Origin of the sequence: Kitasatospora sp. NPDC058406 (assembly GCF_042722765.1) — a bacterium.
Classification (GTDB): domain Bacteria; phylum Actinomycetota; class Actinomycetes; order Streptomycetales; family Streptomycetaceae; genus Kitasatospora.
Genome location: NZ_JBHXKE010000016.1, coordinates 17,419 through 35,642 on the forward strand (window position 1 = coordinate 17,419; position 18,224 = coordinate 35,642).

Sequence of the window (18,224 nt, forward strand, 5' to 3'; positions counted from 1 at the left end):
GCGCTCATCCTGCCCGCACGCACCGACGACACCGGCTCATCGACGGCGGCTCACCCGGAACGGCGGCTCACAGCTCCTCCTCCGGGGGGAGCCGGTGGACGCCCGGAAGGTGGGTGTCCAGCTCGCCGGGCTCGAACCGGCACATGCCGACGGCGTGCCAGAACTCCCCGGCCACGTCGCCCTCGCACTTGTACGCACCGGAGGGCAGCAGCGCCGCCCAGCCGTCCGGGGCCCCGAGCAGGGTGGCGAGCGCGGTGGGCCGGCCGTCGGCCCGGACGCGCCAGAGCCGCACGGTGCCGTCCTCGCCGCCGCTGGCCAGCAACGAGCCGTCCGGGCTGAAGGTGACCGCGAGGATCCGGCCGGTGTGGCCGCGCAGGCCGGCCACCTGCTCGCCGGTGCGCGGGTCCCAGACCCGGACCACCCGGTCGTCCCCCGCGGTGGCGAGCAGCGGCCGGGACGGGTGGGCCGCGGCGGTCCAGAGCCGCCCGACGTGGCCGGTCAGCCGGTGCCGGACGACGCCGTCGCCCCAGATCAGGGTGGTGCCGTCCCAGGAGGCGCTGGCCAGCCAGGAGCCGTCGGGTGCCGGTGAGACGGCGTACACCCGGTCGGTGTGGCCGTCGAGTTCGGCCTCGACCCGGCCGGTGTCGACGTCGGAGATCCGGACCCTGCTGTCGTCGCAGCCGGTGAACAGCCGCCGGCCGTCCGGGCTGAACGCGATGGAGCGGACCCGGCCCCGGTGCTCGCGCAGGGTGATGAGGTGGGCGCCGGTGCGGCGGTACCAGACGCGGACGGTGTCGTCGTCGTTGGCGGTGGCCACGAGGACCCCGTCGGGGCTGAACGCCTCGGCCCAGACGTGCTCGGTCTCGACGTCCATCTCGCGCAGGTACTCGCCGGTCCGGGCGTTCCAGAGGCAGAGGTCGCCGTCGTTGGTGGCGGTGGCCAGGATCGCCTCCTCCGGGCTGAACTCGGCGGAGACCAGCCGGCTGCTGCGGCCGGAGAGTTCGCGCACCCGGCGGCCCGTGGCCGGCTCCCAGAGCCGGACCACGCCGTCGTTGCCGCCGGCCGCCAGCAGGGTGCCGTCACCGCTGAAGCTGAGCGAGCCGATCCGGCGGCCGTGGCCGCGCAGCAGCTGGCGGCTGCGGCCGGAGGCCGGGTCCCAGAGCCGGACCAGTCCGTCGTTCCCGCCGGTGACCAGCAGGGCGTCGGTCTCCGCGCTGCCCCGGCCCGCACCCGGGCGGAACCGGCAGGCCCAGACCGAGCCCCGGTGCTCGGGCGGCTGACGGCGCAGCGGCACCACCTCGTGGCCGCCCCGGGCCGCCGGGTCCCCGCCCGACCGACCGGCGCCGTCCGCCCGGGGGATCCGGGTGACCCGCCAGATCCGCACCCCGCCGTCGCTGTCGCTCGCGGCGAGCCGGGTGCCGGCCTCGTCGAAGGTGACCTGGTAGATCTTGCCGGTCGAGTCCTCGGGCCGGCCGGCGGTCGTGCCGTCGAGCGGGTTCCAGAGCCGGACCTGGCCCTCGGTGTCGCCGCTGGCGAGCAGGTCGCCGTCGGGGTGGAAGGCGAGCGTGTAGATCCGCCCGGCGTGGCCCGGCAGGGTGTGCAGCAGGCGCCGTCCGGCCGCCTCCCAGATCCGCACGGTGCCGCCGGTGCCGTCGCCGCCGTCGGCGGTGGCGATCAGGGTGCCGTCCGGGCTGAACGCGGACCGGTAGACGGTGCCCCGGTGGCCGGGGAGCACGGCGAGCCGCCGGCCGGTGGCGGTGGACCAGAGCCGCGCCCCGCCGCCCTGGTCACCGGTGACCAGTTGGGCGCCGTCGGGGCTGAACACCGCCGTGTAGACGGGCGCGTCGTGACCGGGCAGACGGTGCAGCGGGCGGCCGGTGCCGGTGTCCCAGAGGGTGACCACGCCGTTCGGGTCGCCGGTGGCGACCAGTCGCCCGGACGGCCCGAGGGAGACCGGCCAGACCCCGCCGGCGTGGACGTCGAGGCGGTGCCGGCACTCCCCGGAGACCTGGTCCCAGAGCCGGACGGTGCCGTCGGCGCTGCCGGTGGCCAGCACGTCACCGGCGAACTTGACCGCGTAGACCCGGCCGATGTGGTCCTTGAGGGTCCGCAGGGCGACCCCGGTGACGGCGTCGCAGACCAGCACGCTGCCGTCCTCGCTGCCGACCGCGAGCAACCGGCCGTCGGGGCTGAAGGCGACGGGTTCGGGCAGCCGGGTGGAGCGCACGTCGAACCCGTACGGGACGCCGACCTCGGAGGGGCTGAACCCGGCCTCGACGGGCAGCCCCGGGGCGATGGCGGCGGCCCGCAGCTCGGGCGCGGCCAGCACCTCCGGGTCGGTGACGGCGGAGATCAGCGCGGCCCGCTGCCACCGGCTTCCGCGCAGCCGGGCGGCGCGCAGGTCGGTGCGGACCAGGCGGGCGCCGCGCAGGTCGGCGGAGCGCAGGTCGGCGCCGGACAGGTCGGCGCCGTCGAGCCGGGCGCCCGCCAGGGTCGCGCCGCGCAGGTCGGCGCCGGACAGGTCGGCCCCGAGCAGGCGGGCGTCGGTCAGGTCGGCGCCGGACAGGTCGACGCCGGACAGGTCGCGGTGCGAGAGGTCCTCGCCGGCCAGCGTGGCGCCGCGCAGGTCCGTGTGCGCGGGCACCCGCAGCCGGTCCAGCACCTTGACCGCGTTGAGCCGGGCCGCCTCGCCGCCCTCGTGGGCGCCGTCCAGGACGGACCGGGCCCAGCGCTGGCAGACCTGGTGGTCCGCGAGGTCGCAGAGGAACTCGACGGCGAGCCGGCTGAGCGGTCCGCGGGCGAGCAGCTCGGTCTCGCCGCGCTCCAGGGCGGCCGCGGCGGCCCGGGCCACCAGCCACTCCACCACCGAGCCGTGGATGAAGTGGAACATGCCCTCGTCGGAGCGGATCAGCAGGCTGCCGGAGCCGACCGCGTGCGCGAACTGCGAGGTGGGCATCGGGTTCTCCGCCAGACCGCTCAGCACCCCGGCGATGTCCACGATCTCGTCGAGCGCCATGGAGACCCGGCCGCTCTCCCAGAGCCGCACCGCGAGCAGCGTGACGGCCTGCCAGAGCTGGTCCAGGCGCAGGCCGGGGGCGGCGCCCGGGCCGCCGTGGCCGCGCTGCTCCTCGAACCTCAGCCAGGAGGTGAAGACCTCCTGGTAGAGGCCGGCGGCGCTGAGCGCCCGGCCGGCGCCCGCCACGGCGCGCAGCCGGTCGTGGTCGAGGTCGGCGACGAAGCTGAGCAGCCGGGGGTTGCGGCAGAGCGCGAGCAGGTCGGGGATCGCCTCCAGCAGCCGCATCCGGCGGGCCGCGGCGTCCGGGTCGCCGTACCGGTTGGCGAGGTAGCCGCGGATCTGGTGCGGGGTGAAGTCCTGGACGGCGACCAGCCGGCGCTGCGGGAGCAGGCCGACCCGCTCGCCGAGCGCGGTGAGCACCTGCTCGTGCGAGCTGAAGTGCTGGGTGCGGCTGGTGACGACGATCTTGGCGTTGTCGACGGCGGCGTCCAACAGCACCTGGAGGTGGTCGGCGGCGCGCTCGTAGCTGACCCGGTTGACCAGTTCGTCGAAGCCGTCGAAGAGCAGGACGACGCGGCCCTGCCGGAGCATGTAGCGGAACGCCCGCAGGTCGAGGGTGTCGATGCCGTGCTCGGTGAGGTGGGCGGCGACCAGGCCGTCCAGCGAGTGCGCCTTGTCGAGCGCGCTCAGGTCGATGAACAGCGGCGCCAGGTGCGGGAGTTCGGCGGGGATGCGGCGGGCCGTCTCGCGCAGCGCGAAGGTCTTGCCGCGGCCGAAGTCGCCGAGCAGCAGGACGAACCGGCCGTGGTCGGAGTCGAGCAGCCGGAGCAGCTCGTCGACCAGGCCCTCGCGCTCCTGGACGCCGGGGCGCTCGGCGTCCCGGAAGCGCTGCGGCAGGTAGAGGCCGGGCTGGTACTGGCTGTCGGTGCTGAGCCGCTCGCTCTGGGCGGAGACGTAGTCGCGCAGGTCCAGCAGGCCCTGGAACTCCACGAAGCTGCGCAGCCGCACCCCCCGGCGCCGGGCCCGCTCGCGCAGCACCCGGGGCGGCGGCGGGCCGTCGTGGACGAGTTCGGCATCCAGGCCGGCGCCGTCGGCGTGCACCTCGTCGGCGAAGCGGTCGACGTCCTCCAGGGTCGGGGTCTGCACGCTGACCGCCACCCGCTGCTGGCGGACCAGGCCGGACTCGGCCCAGGTGACGAAGAGCTGCGGCGGGGATCCGGCCACCTCGCGGATCTGGGCGCCCTGGTGGCGGGTGCGGCAGACCTCGGCGACCCGGGCCAGCAGGGCGTCCACCGGCGAGGTCAGCCTGCGGGTCTCGCGCTCCGCCCCGGCGGCGGGGCGGACCTCGTCCACCTGCGGCGGTTCGACGGTCGGGGCCGGGCCGGCCGGCTCGGGCACCGGGAACGCCCGCCCGGCCCGGCGCCAGGGGACGGCCGCCTGCTGGGGCTCGGCGTCCGGGGCGGACCAGCGGGTCAGCCCGTCGCGGGTGAGCCGGAGCAACTGGTGGCCGCCGGCGGCCGGGGCCCCGACCACGGTCACCTCGCCGGCCGAGGTGGTGAGCGGCCCGACGGCGCCGCGGGCGGCGGCCGGGCCGTGCAGCAGCAGGTGGAGCCGGGGCGCGGTCAGCCGGGTGAACCGGTCGACGTCGCGGAGCGGTTCGGCGTCCGGGCCGCCGCGGGCCGGGCGGGCGGCGGTCGGCCGGGAGCCGGCCGGGCGGCCCCCGGCGGCGTGCGCGGCGCCCTGGTGGGCGCCCCCCGGGCCGGTACCCGAGTGGGCGGCGGCGACCGGGTGGCGCAGGGCGCCGATCCGCAGCCAGCCGTCGTTCTCGTACGGGCGCAGCGCCTGGGCGAACCAGGCGGCCTGCTCGGGGCCCAGCCAGCCGTACCGGTCGTCCGGCCGGTGGGACCAGGCCATCGAGGAGTTCAGACCGGCGACGACGGTGCCCAGTTCGGGGACCGGGAAGAGGGTCCACGGCTGGGCGCTGTCGAAGACCACCTCCAGCCCCTGGTAGAACTCCTGGAACAGCCGGGCGTAGTGCCGCCACTTGGGCCAGAAGGGCGGGGTGGGGCGCAGCTCGTCGGCCTCGCAGGTGGCGAAGTAGGCGCGCGAGGCGGCCTGGCTGACGTCCTGCCCGCCGGGGACGATCGCCACCCGGTGCGGCTCCAGGCCGAGCAGGGCGCGCATCCCGGTGAGGAAGGAGAGCGCCTGCTCGCACTCGCGGGGGCTGCCGGAGGCGGTCAGGTCGCCGGTGACGACCACCAGTTCGGGTGTGGGGGCCCCGGAGTCGGCCAGTTCCACCAGGTCGCCCCAGACGGCGGCCTGGAGGTCGACCGGGTCGTTGCCCCGCCCGAACTCGGGGCCGGCCAGGTGCAGCACGGTCACCGCCTCGCGCCCGCCGGCCCGGCCCGCCGCCTGCGGGTACTCGGGCTGGACGGACGGCCTGCGCCGGCCCGCCCAGCCGGTGCCCCCGACCGGGCGGGGGGCGGGGATCTGCGTCTGGGCCGCCGGCGGGAGGGCGCCGGGCGCGCCGCCCGGGTAGCCGGGGCGCAGCTCGGGCCGGGACCGGCCGTCCATCGCCGCCGCGACCCGATTGAGCAGGAGCTGCCGGGCGCGGGCCGGCTCGTCGACGCCCACCAGGTCGATGTACGTGAGGGTGGCGAGCAGGCCGTCCACCGGGATGTCCTCGATCCGGACCGTGACCAGCCGGCGGTCCGGCGCGTCCGGATCCGCGCGCAGGGCGGCCTGCCACTCCATCCGGCCGTAGCGCGAGCGCTCGTAGTTGCGCGAGAGCAGGGCGATGACGGCCGCCGACTCGGTGACGCCGCGGTCCATGAAGTCGACGAAGTTGGTGCCGGGGACGAAGTCCCACGCCTGGAGGAACGCCCGGTAGCCGGCCTCCTCCAGCGTCCACGCGATCCAGGCCGCCCAGCGTTCGTCGGCCGGCGAGTAGCTGATGAAGAAGTCGATCGGCCCGGGGCCACCCGGGGTCGCGTCAAGAGCCCCCATGGAGAGAGCTTATGACCGATCCGGACGGGCTGAACCCTCCTTGCCCACAACGGTTTCGGGTGATATCCGGTCCGGACTGCGCGAACGCGCGACCGGTGTCCGACCGGACGTGCGAGTGGCGGTGTCGACCCGCGACGCCTCGTGTGCGACCCTGACGTCCGTGTTTGCGTACTGGCCCGCCGTCCGGCGACTTCATCCGCTCGACCTCCTTGCCGGCGGGCTGCTCGTCCTCGGCCTGCTCTTCCTCGCCACGGGGTTGCTCCCCCCGGACTCCGCCGGGGCGGCCGTGCAGCGGATCGCGCCGCTGCTGGCCTTTCTGGGCTCGGTCATCGTGCTGGCCGAACTGACGAGCGCCGCGGAGGTGTTCGACGTGGTCGCGGCCTGGGTGGCGCGGGTCGGCCGGGGCAGCTACCCGGTGCTGTTCCTGCTGTGCGTGGGCTTCGCCTCGCTCACCACGACCGTGCTCAACCTGGACACCACCGCCGTGCTGCTCACCCCGGTGATGCTGGCGCTCGCCACCCGGGTGGGCATCGCCCCGCTCCCGCTGGCGATGACCACGGTCTGGCTGGCCAACACCGCGAGCCTGCTGCTCCCGGTGTCCAACCTGACCAACCTGCTGGCCGCCGACCGCGTCGCGCTCTCCCCCGCCGGGCTGGCCCGGGCGATGTGGGCGCCGCAACTGGCCGCGCTGCTCGCCACCATGGCCTGCCTGTGGGGGTTCTACTGGCGGCGCGGGCGGCGGGGGGCGGACGCGTACCGGCCGCCCGCGGCCCACCGGCCGAAGGACCGGACGCTGTTCCGGATCTGCGCGCTGGCCTGCGCCGGGTTCCTGGTGGCCAGCCTGGCGGCCGTCGTCCCGCTCTGGGTCGCCTCGGGCGCGGCGGCGGCGGTGGTCGTCGCCGCCTACGCCGTCCGGCGCCCGGAGGGGCTGCGCGCCTCGTTGATACCGTGGCGGCTGCTGGTCATGGTGCCCGGGATGTTCCTGGTGGTGCAGACCGTGGACGCCCACGGGCTGCACCGGCTGCTCTCCGAGGCGATCGGCACCGACGGCGGGGTCCTCGGCCTGTTCCGGGCCTCGGCGGTCGGCGCGGGCCTGTCCAACGTGCTCAACAACCTGCCGGTCTACCTGGCCGGGGAGGGCGCGGTGCCGGCCGGCAACCACCAGCAGCTGCTGGCCCTGCTGATCGGCACCAACATCGGCCCGCTGATCACCCCCTGGGCCTCCCTGGCCACCCTGCTCTGGTACGAGCGGTGCCGTTCGGCGGGCCTGCGGGTGCCGCTGCGGAGCGTGGCCGGGGCCGGGGCCGTGCTCGCCGTCGGCGGCGTGGCGCTGGCCACCGCGGCCCTCGCGGTGACGGGCGGCTCCTGAGGGACCGGCCCGGGGGTCAGGGACAGGGCGTCGCGTACGGGGAAGGCCCGCGCCCTCCGGGCTTCGAAGAAATCGCCGATTGCCCCGAGGATGTCAGTCAGCGCTGCGGCAGTTTCCCGGGAACCCGCATGTGACGGTTTTCACCTCGGATAACATCGCATATCCGAGGTAATAACCGGATATGACGATCCGTCCGCCCGAACCGAGGGGCCCCTGTGACCGACACCCGCACCCCGCCCGCCGAACAGCTGCACTACGCGGTGGACCTCACCCCGGCAGACATCGAGGCCATCCACGGATTCCTGCACGAACGGATCACTCCGATGAAGGGGGACGACCTCTTCGGCAGCCCGGAGGAACGCGCCGCGCGGGCGCTGGCGAGTCTGGTGCGCACCGCGAGGGCCCGCGCCGAGGTGATGCTCGCGCGTCTGACCGAGAACCCCGACGACCGTCACCGGGGGGAGAACCTGCACACGCTCCGGCAGTGCTGGCAGTCCCTGGTGGAGGTCGCGGAGGAGTGGTCCGACGCGCCCGGCTTCGATCGCCGCCGGTGGCGCGACGTCGACGCCGACCCCGCCGCCGCAGCGCTGCGCCACCGGCTGGTGGCCAAGCAGCGCGCCGAGGCCGCCGACACCGCCACGCAGACCTGACCCAGCGGCACCGTGCCCCCCCCCTGGCCCTTGGCGACGGGCGTCAGCGAGGAGACTTCGATGAGCGAGGACCTGGTCGACGACGAGTTGCTGCCCGCCCTGCCGGCCGTCGGCGGCGACGTCGCCGGGGCCGGGGCCTTGGCCGGGGCCGGGCCGGACACGGCGAGTGCCGCGGTGCTCGCCGCGCTCGACACCCCCGCTCGCCGGCACCCGGACGACGTGCGCCCCGCGAAGACCAGGGCCGGCTACGCGCGGGACCGGGCGGTGTGGGGCGAGTACCTGGACTGGCCGGCCGCGCCGGAGCGCACCGGCCACCGCCTCCCGGACACCTCCGTCGAGACCGGCACCCTGGTCGGCTTCGTCGTCTGGCTCGACCGGGTCGCCGAGGCCGCCCCGGCCACGATCGAGCGGCGGATCACCGGGGTGACGGCGGAGGCCCGGCGCCGCGGCGTCCAGGTGTCGAAGGAGACCACCCTCGCCGCCCGGCGGGCACTCACGCCGATCCGCCTCGACCCGGACCGGCTCCGGGCCGGGCGCGGCCGGGGCCAGGCCGGGCGCGGCCGGGGCCGGGCGGTGGCGTCCACTCCCGCGCAGCTGCGGGCGATGACGACCGCCGACCCGCTGGTGCCCCGGCCGGCCGGCTCCCGGCGGCGGCGCCGCGACCACGAGGTACCGGAGCTGGCTCGGCTGCGCGACCGGGCGCTGACCCTGCTGTCCTTCGCCGTCGCCGGGCGGGCCTCGGAGGTGAGCGGCCTGGACGTCGGGGGGATCGTGCCGGATGCCGAGGGCCTGCACGTCGCCGTGCCCTCGGTGAAGGGCCGGCCCGGCCGGGACGTGGTCGTGGCCTACGGTCGGCACGAGGAGACGTGCCCGGTGCGGGCCTGGCTCGCCTGGCGGGCCGCGGCCGGTCTCGACGGCGGCCCGGCGTTCCGGCCGGTCGACCAGTGGGGCCGCCTCGGCACCGGGCGGCTGTCCCCGGACGGCTGCCGGATCGTCATCACCCGCACCGCCGAGCGCGCCGGCCTGGAGACACGGCTCACCGGGCACTCCCACGGGCCGGGCTGATCACCGCCGGGATCAGGGCCGGCAAGCAGCCCGACAAGGTGCGGGCCCAGTCCGGCCACGCCGCCGGCTCCCCGGTCTTCGAGGGCTACGTCCGCGACGCCCGGGCCCGGGAGGACGCCGCCACCGACGACATCGGCCTCTGAGCGCAGGCACGGTCACCGGCCGGCCGGCATGGTCCTGCCCCACTGGCGGCGCTCGGGCGCTGTGCAACCTGCCCTCCTGTCCTTGAACGGCTCCTGCCATGAAACCCCTGATCCCTGGCGTGCTGCGTGACGAACCGCAGTTCGCCCGCCTGTTCATCGGGCATTCCCTGTCGGTGCTGGGCGACCGTGTGTCGTTCGTGGCCGTGCCCTTTGCCGTGCTCTCGGTAGGCGGATCCGTCTCGGACGTTGGTCTGGTGGCAGCCGCAGGTCTGGTGCCCATGCCGGCGTCCGGGACAGTGCAGGGCGCCGCCGGGGGGACCTTCCTCGCGGAACTGCGCGCCGGTTGGGTTCAGCTGCGCAGCCGCACGTGGGTGTTGTCCGGCCTGGCCGGCATGGCGGTCTACCACGTTGTCGTGCTGCCGTCGGTCTACGTACTGGGGCCCGTGCTTGCCCAGCGCGAGTGGGGCGGTGCGGCAGGCTGGTCGGTGGTGGTCGCAGCCTTCGGTGCGGGGGCCGTCGTCGGCGACGTATGCGCCTACCGGCTCACGATCGAGCGGCCGACGGCCCTGGCCGCTGCGGCGCTGGCTGTGGCCTCCTGCCAGGCGATCGTCATCGGATCCGGTGCACCGCTCGTCCTGATCGCGGTCCTCGAAGCGGTCACCGGCGTTGCCGTTTCCCTCTTCTTCGTCCTGTGGGAGACGGCGCTACAGACACACGAGGACACAACGGGGGGCAGGGCGGGCCGGGTGTCACCGGGCGGCGGGTCCCCCGGGTCCGTCCGGGAGACCGGCGTGGGCGACCAGGTCGAGCAGGTACGGCACGATCTCAGGACGGCCCGCGACGTAGCTGCGGGCGGTGTCCGGCTGCCCGATCCGCGCGCTGAACCCGCCGCCGTCCAGCGCGCGGACCACCAGACCCGCCTCGGTCGCCAGCAGACTCCCGGCGGGCAGGTCGATCTCCTCGGCCCGGTAGCCGACGAAGCCGTCGATGAGCCCGCACGCCAACAGCGACCAGGTGAGCAGCGGCGCCCAGAGCTGGAGCACCCGGCGGGCGCCGCTCTCCAGCCCGTCCTTGAGCGCCCGGGCCACCGGGTCGCCGCCCGTCACCCCGTGCCCCTGCGTCCAGCCGAGCACCGGCCGGCCCGCGCCCGGCGGGCGCACCGGGGCGCCCAGCCTCCCGGCCGGCCCGTACGCCCCGCAGCCGTGCACCGCCCGCCAGGTCCGGCCGGCGACCGGGTCGTGGACCACGCCGACGACCGGCTCGTCGTCCACGCAGAGGGCGATGCCGACCACGTAGGCAGGCAGGCCGATCACCACGTTGTTGCTGCCGTCCAGCGGGTCGACCAGCCAGGTGCGGCGGGAGCCGGGCCGGCCGGCCGTGGCGCCGCCCTCCTCGGCCAGGATGCGGTCCGCCGGGAAGCGTTCGGTCAGCCTGCGGGTGACCAACTCCTCGGCCAGAAGATCGAGTTCGGTGACGACGTCACCGTCCTCCCCTTTGGTGTCCACCCGGAACGCGTCCAGGAAGCGGGCGCGCAGCAGGGCGCCCGCCTCCTCCGCGGCCCGCACCGCGACCCGGCACTCCTCCGCGTAGGCGGGCGGCGCGGCCCCCTCACCCGGTCCTGTCGTGTCCACTGATCCTCCTGGCTGCCTCGTCGGCGATCCGGGCCGTCCGGGCCGCGTCGCAGAGTCGCCGCACCACGCGGCGGGCGGTGCCGTCCACCGGCCCCAGCACCACGTCCACCGGCCCCGGCACCGTCCGGCCGAGGACGACGGTGGCGGCGGGCGCGGCGTCCGGCAGCACCGTGGCGTGGAACTCGCCGGCGCCGAGGGTGTACGTCTCGCCGCGCGCGCTGGTCTGCTCGGCCAGCGGCTCCCAGCGGACCAGCCGCGGGGTCGGGCGGATCTCGTCCGCCCCTCCGGCGCTGTACACCTCGAACGCCCGGTGGGTCGGCCGGCCGGGCTCGTCGTACACCCCGACCCGCAGGTTGCCGACCCGGCCGTAGAGCACGCTGCTCTTCAGCTCCCAGCTGTGGCAGTGGATCTCGCGCTCCGCCCCGGCCGGGACCGGGTCGAAGACGTGCACGCACACGCCGTACGCGCCGTCGCGCAGCACCGGCAGGCAGTAGAAGCCGAGCGGGTGCGCGACCGCGCGCAGCGACCGCGCGCCGGAGGCCACCTCGGCCAGCAGTCCGCCGACCAGGCCGTCCAGGCCGGGCTCGGCGGTGGTGCGTCCGGTGGCCCGTTCGAGTGTCGTGAAGAGGTTCATCGTCTCCCCCTGGTTCCCCCTGCGGGCGCGGTGCGCGCGGCTACCGGCGGTACGGGTTGTCCGCGTGCAGCGCCCGGTCGATGATGTCGCCGACGTCCCGGTCCGAGAAGGCCGTCGGCAGCGGGATGCGCAGGTGCTCGAACAGCCGCCGGGCCTCGTCCACCGTCGGGTCGTCGCCGAGCGGCTCGGTGTCCCGGAGGTCGAGCTTGACCGCCTGCTCCCGGTAGTGGTGCAGCTCGGTGACGTAGTAGTCGTACAGCGGACGGCCGCGTTCGACGTAGATGCTGACCCGCCGCGGGTCGTCCTGGGTGATGATCAGGCAGGAGGCGGAGACGTCGAACCGCAGCGACGGCGCCACCTCCGAGAGGTGGACGTCGATCTCCAGGGTGTCCAGGCGCTGCCGGTACCAGGCGGCGGCCAGCACCGTCGCGTAGGACTCCTTGCGGGTGCGCTCCACGCTCCAGCCGCCGTCGTGCGCGCCGTGCGCGCCGTCCGCCCGGCTGCCGAAGGTCCCCCGGAACCGCGCGTACGCGGCGCAGGCCGCCTCGTCGCCCGGGTGCACGATGTCGATCTTGACGGTGAGCGCGCGGCGGCGGCGCCGCGCCTCCTGGACGCACTCGGGCAGGGTGACGGCCCGCAGGTACGTGCCGGTGCCGCCCTTGAACACCCACCGGTCGGTGTCCTGACGAGCCCGCTCCAGCGCCCGCTCCAGGTCGACCCCGGCCAGCTCGCGCACCGAGGTCAGGTTCTCCAGCGCCTGCCGGGCGCCCTCCGTCGCCTCCCGGATGTCCACCACCCGGCGCCGGCGCTCGGCCAGCGAGCCGTACACCACGGCCGCCAGCACCAGCAGCGTGGCACCGGAGACGACGTTGTCGCCCAGACCGCCGCCGAACAGGTCGAGCAGGCCGACGACCAGCGCCCCCAGCAGGGCCACCACGCCGTCCGAGTTCCTGAGTACCCACGCGATCGCGCTCTCCAGCCGCCGGCCGGGACCCGCACCCCCGTGCACCACGCCGACACCTCCTTCGATCGTCAACATGGTAGGTGCGGCGTGAAGTTGACGGCCAGTGAGTTGCCGGTCGGGTTCGGGTCGCGAACCGGTCGCATCCTGGCAGGCCCTGGGCGCACGCGGCGGACGGGGGCCGTGCCGCCGGGGCGTGCGAGCGGGCGCGGGGCCCGCGGGGGCGGCGCCCCGTGGAGAGGGCGGGCGCCGTCCCCGGCCGATCGGCGGAACAGCTCCGCGTGTTCGGCGGCCCACGCGTGCAGCGGGCGCGCCGGGGCGCCGGTGACGTCCCGGACCGGGCCGGTCACCGGCTCGGGGTCACCGATCCGCGCCTCGACGAAGGCCGGCGCCCCGTCCACGACACCGGGCGGCCGGCCCCCGGCGAGCAGCCGCCCGCGGGTGTCCTCCCGGGGAACCTCCTCCCGCGCGGCGTTCGCCCGGCGGTTCACCGACCTGATCGGCCGGCCTCCCCTCGGCTACCTGGCCCGGTGGCGGACGACGGCGGCGGCCCGGCTCCTCCGCGCGACCGAGAGCCCGCCCGACGCCGCCGCCACCCAGGTCGGCCACGGCTCCGACTACGCCTGCGCGCACGCCTTCCGGCGCGGGTTCGGACTCCCCCGGGGCGCTACCGACGGCAGGAGCGGACCGCCCGTCCGGGGGCCTCCCTAGACTGAGGGCCCGCCCGCCCCCGACCTCCGGAGACTTCCGTGCGCCCTGCCAGAATCGCGGTCGTGACCGCCCGCGCCGCCGCGGCGTACGACGCCGACCTCCCGCTGATACTCGACGCCCTGCGGGCCGATGGCCTCGCCGCCGAGGCGGTCGACTGGGACGCCGAGGCCGGGAGGTGGGACCGGTTCGACCTGGCCGTGATCCGCTCCACCTGGGACTACGCGGAGCGCATCGACGAGTTCCTGACCTGGGCCGACACCACCGCGCACGCCACCCGGCTGTGGAACCCCGCGTCCGTGGTGCGCTGGAACAGCGACAAACGCTACCTGTCGGCGCTCGCCGGACGCGGCGTCCCGGTCGTGCCGACCCGGTTCCTCGAACCGGGCGGGTCCGCCCACGAGAAGGAGCTCCCGGCCGGCGACATCGTGGTCAAGCCCGCCGTCTCCGCCGGCTCCCGGGACACCGCCCGCTACGAGCCCGGCCAGACCGCCGACGCCCTGCGCCACGCCCGCCTGCTGCTCGACCAGGGCCGCACCGTGATGGTCCAGCCCTACCTGCGCCGGGTCGTGGAGGGGGAACGCGCCCTGGTGTTCCTCGGCGGCGACTTCAGCCACGCGATCCGCAAGGGCCCGGTCCTGACCGAGGCCGGGGTGATCGACAACCTGCGGGTGGCCCACCCCGGCGTCACCCCCTACGAGCCGACCGAGGCGGAACTCCGCACCGCCCGCTCGGCCCTCGCGGCCCTCCCCGCAGCCGGTCCCCTCCTGTTCGCCCGGGTCGACCTCGCGCTGGACGAATCCGGCGACCCGGTGGTCATGGAACTGGAACTGATCGAGCCGAACCTCTTCCTCGCCCACAGCCCGCAGGGGCTAGAACGCTTCACCGCGGCCGTGGCCGCCAAGGCCGCCGAAGCGGGCTGACGGCGGCCCGGGCGGGGCGATGCGGAACCACCGGTACGGCGCGGCCAGGGTGCGCGGGCGAAGCCGGTGTGCCCCACGAACCGGTCGCCCCGCCCGGGTCGGGGCGTCAAGTGGACGGGCCCGCCACCGGCTGCCAGCTCCCCTGGTCTTCCACCACGGGAACGACGAGGGCCCCGCCGGTCGGCGGGGCCCCTTGACGGGTGAGAGTGTCAGGAGCTGCGTTCGGCCTGGAGGGTCCAACGCTGATTGTCCTGGAAGCCTGGACAGTCCCAGATGCCAAGCCGGGTCCCCTGTGCGGTATCCCACCTGGGAAGCTCGAGACACTTGCCACCGGGATTGTCCGCGGTGACAGTGGCGGGCACGAACAAGCGGCCGTCGGGACGCAGGCTCCACTTCTGGCCGCTGTTGCCCTTGCAGCGGGCGAGGACGGTGAGCGTGCCGTTGTCGAGCGCGTTGTCCCTGGTGGAGAGGCACAGACTGCCGTTGCGGACGGTTCCGTCACTGGCGAAGTTGAAGCGCTGGTTGCCGGTCTCCCAGCAGTTGTAGGCAGCTAGTTCGGCACCCTCGCGAGCACCGCCCTCGGCATCCGCACACAGCCAGCGCGCATGGATGGAGTGGATCGAGACACTGGCATCGGCATACCCCGCGAACGCCCACGGAGCGAATCCGTCCACCTTCCCGGCCACCCCGGTGCTGCTGGTGCCAGGGAAGATCGCGAGCACGTTGAGGATGTCGACAGTCCACAGGTCGGCGAAACCGTCGTTGTTGAGGTCACCGGCCCCGACCAGCGGGTGGCTGCCGGAGGGCAGTTGGGTGCCCACGGAGAGGGGGATTCCTCCGCCGGGGTTGGTGAGCGCGGTGTAGTCGACAGTACGGTCGGACTTCCACCCGAGCGGATAGCTGTAGAAGTCGCCGGTGGACCGGTTGCGGGCCCACAGGGTTGCCTGGGCGACCTCCTTGCCGTCGTTGGGGTTGACCGTCTTGCCGTTGGCGGCACCGGGGTTGATCAGTTCGAAGTCGGACCAGTTACCGGACGACGAGGGAATGAGCGTCGCGGTGGCGACGTCATTGGCCAGGCCGTTGGGCTGGAAGAGGTAGAGCTTGCCGCCCTCAAGAGTCAGCAGGGAGGTCTGTGTGGTGATGACCTGGCGGTTGGGGTCCTTCTTGTCGGCACCCACGGCCTCGCCCTTGGGCGTGCCGAGCGCGATCACCTGGTCGGCACCCGCCCAGTTCGCGCTGCTGTAGTCGGGGCAGGGAGCAGTGGTGCCCCAAATGGTGCACGTAGAGGGCCGAGTGAGGACGCTCGGCGTGAGATCGTCGAAGCGGCCGGTGCCGTCGTTGGGGATCAGGTACACGTTATTGCGCAATTCCGCGGCGTTCGGCTTGGCGGGGTTGGTGAAGTGCGCGAAGATCTGGTCCACGGCCTGACCGAAGTTCAGTGTGCCGTGATGACTGAGCTGGAAGTCGGACCACGTGGTGCCGTATTCACGGCTTCCGGGCGCAGCCGAGGCCGGTGCCGCGAGAGAGGTCGCCGGATCGGCGCCGCCTGCGGTGATGCGCAGGTTCCCGCTCTTGTCGGTGGTGACGATGTCGGCCTTCTGGTCGTTGTCGACATCACCGAAGATCGGCTGGGTCCCGGGCCGCCAGGGAACGTAGAAATTGTAGACGGCAGGCTGGCTGTAGTTGCCGGCCACATCCATCGCCCAGGCGTAGAGGGTGTTGATGCCCCACTTGCGCGGCTGGTGGTAGTAGGGCTTCCCCACAGCGATGGTGTCGGCGTCCTTGCAGTGCCAACCGACAACCGGGGTCGGGTCGGTGCTGACTCGCAGGCAGGCTACGCCCGAGGCTTGGAGGCCATTGCCAGGGGCTGGATCCTCGGCATTGATCGAGAACGTACTCCACTCGTTCATGTAGACGATCGGGTTGGGATTCGGGTTGCCCGCCGGCGGGTAGTCGGTGGAGCTGATACTGACCCGCGGGTTGGTGCGGTCCACCCTGAAATAGCACCAGGCACTCGCATCCGACGTGAGAATCCCGTCGGCCGCCCCGGCGTACCAGCCGTACTGGTGACCGTCGCTCAGCGAGCCCGGCGTGACGGCTTCTGCCGGGTAGTTGTAGCTCCCGCCCCAACGACCATCTCGAAACGTGAAGTTGGGATCATTGTCGTCCCACATGTGGAATCCGGTCCACAGTGGAAGCCCGGTCGGCGACCAGCTGTTACTGGTGAGGTAGATGTTCTGATTGCTTCCGATCCATCCAGGGTTGTCCCAGGGGTTGGCGCCACCGGTGTTGCACTCCGCATCGCCTCCGTCGATGGAGAAGCTCTTCGCGAAGCCAGGGGTGGGAGACGTCCGCGGATGCCAGACTGTGGGCGTGATGTCGTAGGTGGTGGTGATACTGGGCCGACTGTCCAGATGGTGTCGGTAGAGCTTGTTGCCCTCGCCTCCGGTCGGCGCGATGCCGATCGTCCAGGTGGCCCACCTTCCGGCAGCCGCGCGCTTCATCATGTCGGTGACGTCGACGGCCAGTGGCCCACCGTTGCCGGTGATGAGCTGGCTGCCGATGAACTGGCAGCCTTCCATGACGAGACCAGAGTTCGAGTATTCGCAGGGCTGGTCTTTCCACTTGCTGTGTTCGTGGATCGCCCTGGGAGCCGAATAGATGCCCAGCTCGGTCGGCGTACTCGGACTGGCTGCACCGGTCACCTGGCCGTTGAGGGTGGAACTGAACAGCACCGGAGGCGAGTTCGCTCCACTGACGACCGTGTATATAGCGGGATTCACGGCAAACTGGAAGTAGGCGCGCTGACGACCTTCCTTCCCGCAGTCCTGATTCGGGTCCGGGCTGTGATAGCCACAGAATCCGGTCGCGAGGTTGGTCTTCTTGTTGTAGTACTCGTATTCGTCGTGGTTCTCCTGTACCTCGACCGAGCCCTGGATCCCGCTTGTCACGGCAGTGAGTGAGGGATCGAGATACCACGGCCCCGTACCGACTCCGAGCATGGATTGATCAGGCGTCAGCTCGATTGAGCTTCCGACAACCTTGGTGCCGATGACGGCGACGTTCGCACCGTCTCCCGGAGCCTCGGCGGTGGACCGCGCCCCCTCGACGACCGGCTCACCGAGGGCTGGCGCACCGGCAGCGGATCGTGCCTTGGCGTTGGCAGCCGGCGTTGTCACCGGGGACCGGGAGGAGTCCCATTGGAGGGCGACCGGCGAACGGAACCGCGCGGTTCCGTGTTCGTCCTTGACATCGATGCCGCCCTGCGCATCCGTGCTGACAGTCAACCCCTTGGCGTCGATCGGGAAGCGCAAGGACTTCAGTTCAGGATTCGCAGCGGCCTCGGCAGTGTGAACGACGAGGACGTCCCGCCAACCCCCGACTGCCAGTGCGGTGAGCTGGAGGTCCACACCGGGCAGTACGTCCGGGTAGGTCGCGGTCGCACCGTTCAGGCTGGGCTTCGGCAGGGGGAAGGGCGCGGTGACAGCCAGTTCCTTGCCGTCAGCGGTAGCCACCGTCGCCATCGGACCACTGCCGCCGCCGGAGAACGTCAGCGGAGTCGAGGCGACGGCAGGGCCGAGAGTCCCGTCAGGGTTGGTCCGCAGGGCGGTGTCGATGTCCACCCAAGCGCCCCCGCGCTTCACGCGGACCGCCTCTGCGTCGTCGGTGGTGACCAGCTTTCCGTCCGGACTCGCGACCGTCTTCGACGCCTCGCTCGTCATGGCGTCCACGACAACGGACCTACCCGTGGTCTTTGCCTTGGCGAGGGCATCGAACACGACCTGCTGCTCCGGCGTTCGCGGGGGCGCGGGAGTCGGGGCCTCGATCGGAGTTACACCACCTACCGGCCCGTGGGAAGGCGAAGCCGGAGGGCCGGCCGCGAGCGCCGACGGAGCCACCAGCAGACCGAGCCCGAGTGCCCCGCTCATCCCGAGCGCGGTCAGCCGCACCGCGCGGGTGCTAATAGACGGAGGTGGAGATGTGTATACAAATGTACGTGAGTTTTCGGACATGCCTCTTCTGAATTCCCTCCCCTGCCGAGCTCCTCTTCGGAGCGATGTTCGGGTCGGAACGATGCTGCCTCACAGCCCTGGCGGTCAACCCCGTCCAGGGCCTCG

The 18,224-nt window shown here is 73.6% G+C and carries 10 protein-coding genes; 5 read left to right on the forward strand and 5 right to left on the reverse strand.

Going from position 1 to position 18,224, the window contains the following annotated elements; genetic code table 11:
* Window positions 1-67: 67 nt before the first annotated feature.
* Complete coding sequence (locus ACFWOG_RS05415; RefSeq protein ID WP_380355070.1) at window positions 68-6,022, reverse strand: TIR domain-containing protein; 5,955 nt, start codon at window positions 6,020-6,022, stop codon at window positions 68-70.
* A 160-nt stretch (window positions 6,023-6,182) separates the two neighbouring features.
* Here ACFWOG_RS05415 and ACFWOG_RS05420 point away from each other — a divergent pair, with 160 nt between their 5' ends.
* From ACFWOG_RS05420 to ACFWOG_RS05430, 3 genes are all read left to right on the forward strand, one after another.
* Window positions 6,183-7,391: an SLC13 family permease gene (locus ACFWOG_RS05420; protein ID WP_380355073.1), complete on the forward strand. Its 1,209-nt coding sequence runs from the start codon at window positions 6,183-6,185 to the stop codon at window positions 7,389-7,391.
* Window positions 7,392-7,606: 215 nt separating this feature from the next.
* Window positions 7,607-8,041, forward strand: coding sequence for a hypothetical protein (locus ACFWOG_RS05425; protein ID WP_329948561.1), 435 nt, complete (start codon window positions 7,607-7,609; stop codon window positions 8,039-8,041).
* A gap of 60 nt (window positions 8,042-8,101) precedes the next feature.
* Entirely contained in the window at window positions 8,102-9,106 is a 1,005-nt protein-coding gene (locus tag ACFWOG_RS05430) for a hypothetical protein (protein WP_380355077.1), read from the forward strand.
* Window positions 9,107-9,998: 892 nt separating this feature from the next.
* Here the strand turns inward: ACFWOG_RS05430 and ACFWOG_RS05435 are convergent.
* The 3 genes from ACFWOG_RS05435 to ACFWOG_RS05445 are packed head-to-tail and all read right to left on the reverse strand — an operon-like array spanning window position 9,999 to window position 12,526.
* Window positions 9,999-10,880, reverse strand: a complete 882-nt coding sequence (locus tag ACFWOG_RS05435; protein ID WP_329948563.1) for an inositol monophosphatase — start codon at window positions 10,878-10,880, stop codon at window positions 9,999-10,001.
* Entirely contained in the window at window positions 10,858-11,514 is a 657-nt protein-coding gene (locus tag ACFWOG_RS05440; RefSeq protein WP_329876750.1) for a hypothetical protein, read from the reverse strand. Before ACFWOG_RS05440 ends, ACFWOG_RS05435 begins: the two co-directional genes overlap by 23 nt.
* 40 nt (window positions 11,515-11,554) lie before the next feature.
* Window positions 11,555-12,526, reverse strand: a complete 972-nt coding sequence (locus ACFWOG_RS05445; protein WP_329876752.1) for a hypothetical protein — start codon at window positions 12,524-12,526, stop codon at window positions 11,555-11,557.
* Between the two features lie 390 nt (window positions 12,527-12,916).
* Between ACFWOG_RS05445 and ACFWOG_RS05450 the strand changes: the two genes are divergently transcribed.
* Window positions 12,917-13,186, forward strand: a complete 270-nt coding sequence (locus tag ACFWOG_RS05450) for a helix-turn-helix domain-containing protein (protein ID WP_380355079.1) — start codon at window positions 12,917-12,919, stop codon at window positions 13,184-13,186.
* Window positions 13,187-13,248: 62 nt separating this feature from the next.
* The gene (locus tag ACFWOG_RS05455) at window positions 13,249-14,106 is read left to right on the forward strand and encodes a RimK family alpha-L-glutamate ligase (protein WP_380355082.1); all 858 of its coding nucleotides are present in this window, start codon (window positions 13,249-13,251) and stop codon (window positions 14,104-14,106) included.
* Window positions 14,107-14,315: 209 nt separating this feature from the next.
* Here the strand turns inward: ACFWOG_RS05455 and ACFWOG_RS05460 are convergent, their stop codons facing one another.
* The gene (locus ACFWOG_RS05460; RefSeq protein WP_380355085.1) at window positions 14,316-17,885 is read right to left on the reverse strand and encodes a ricin-type beta-trefoil lectin domain protein; all 3,570 of its coding nucleotides are present in this window, start codon (window positions 17,883-17,885) and stop codon (window positions 14,316-14,318) included.
* Window positions 17,886-18,224 lie beyond the last annotated feature (339 nt).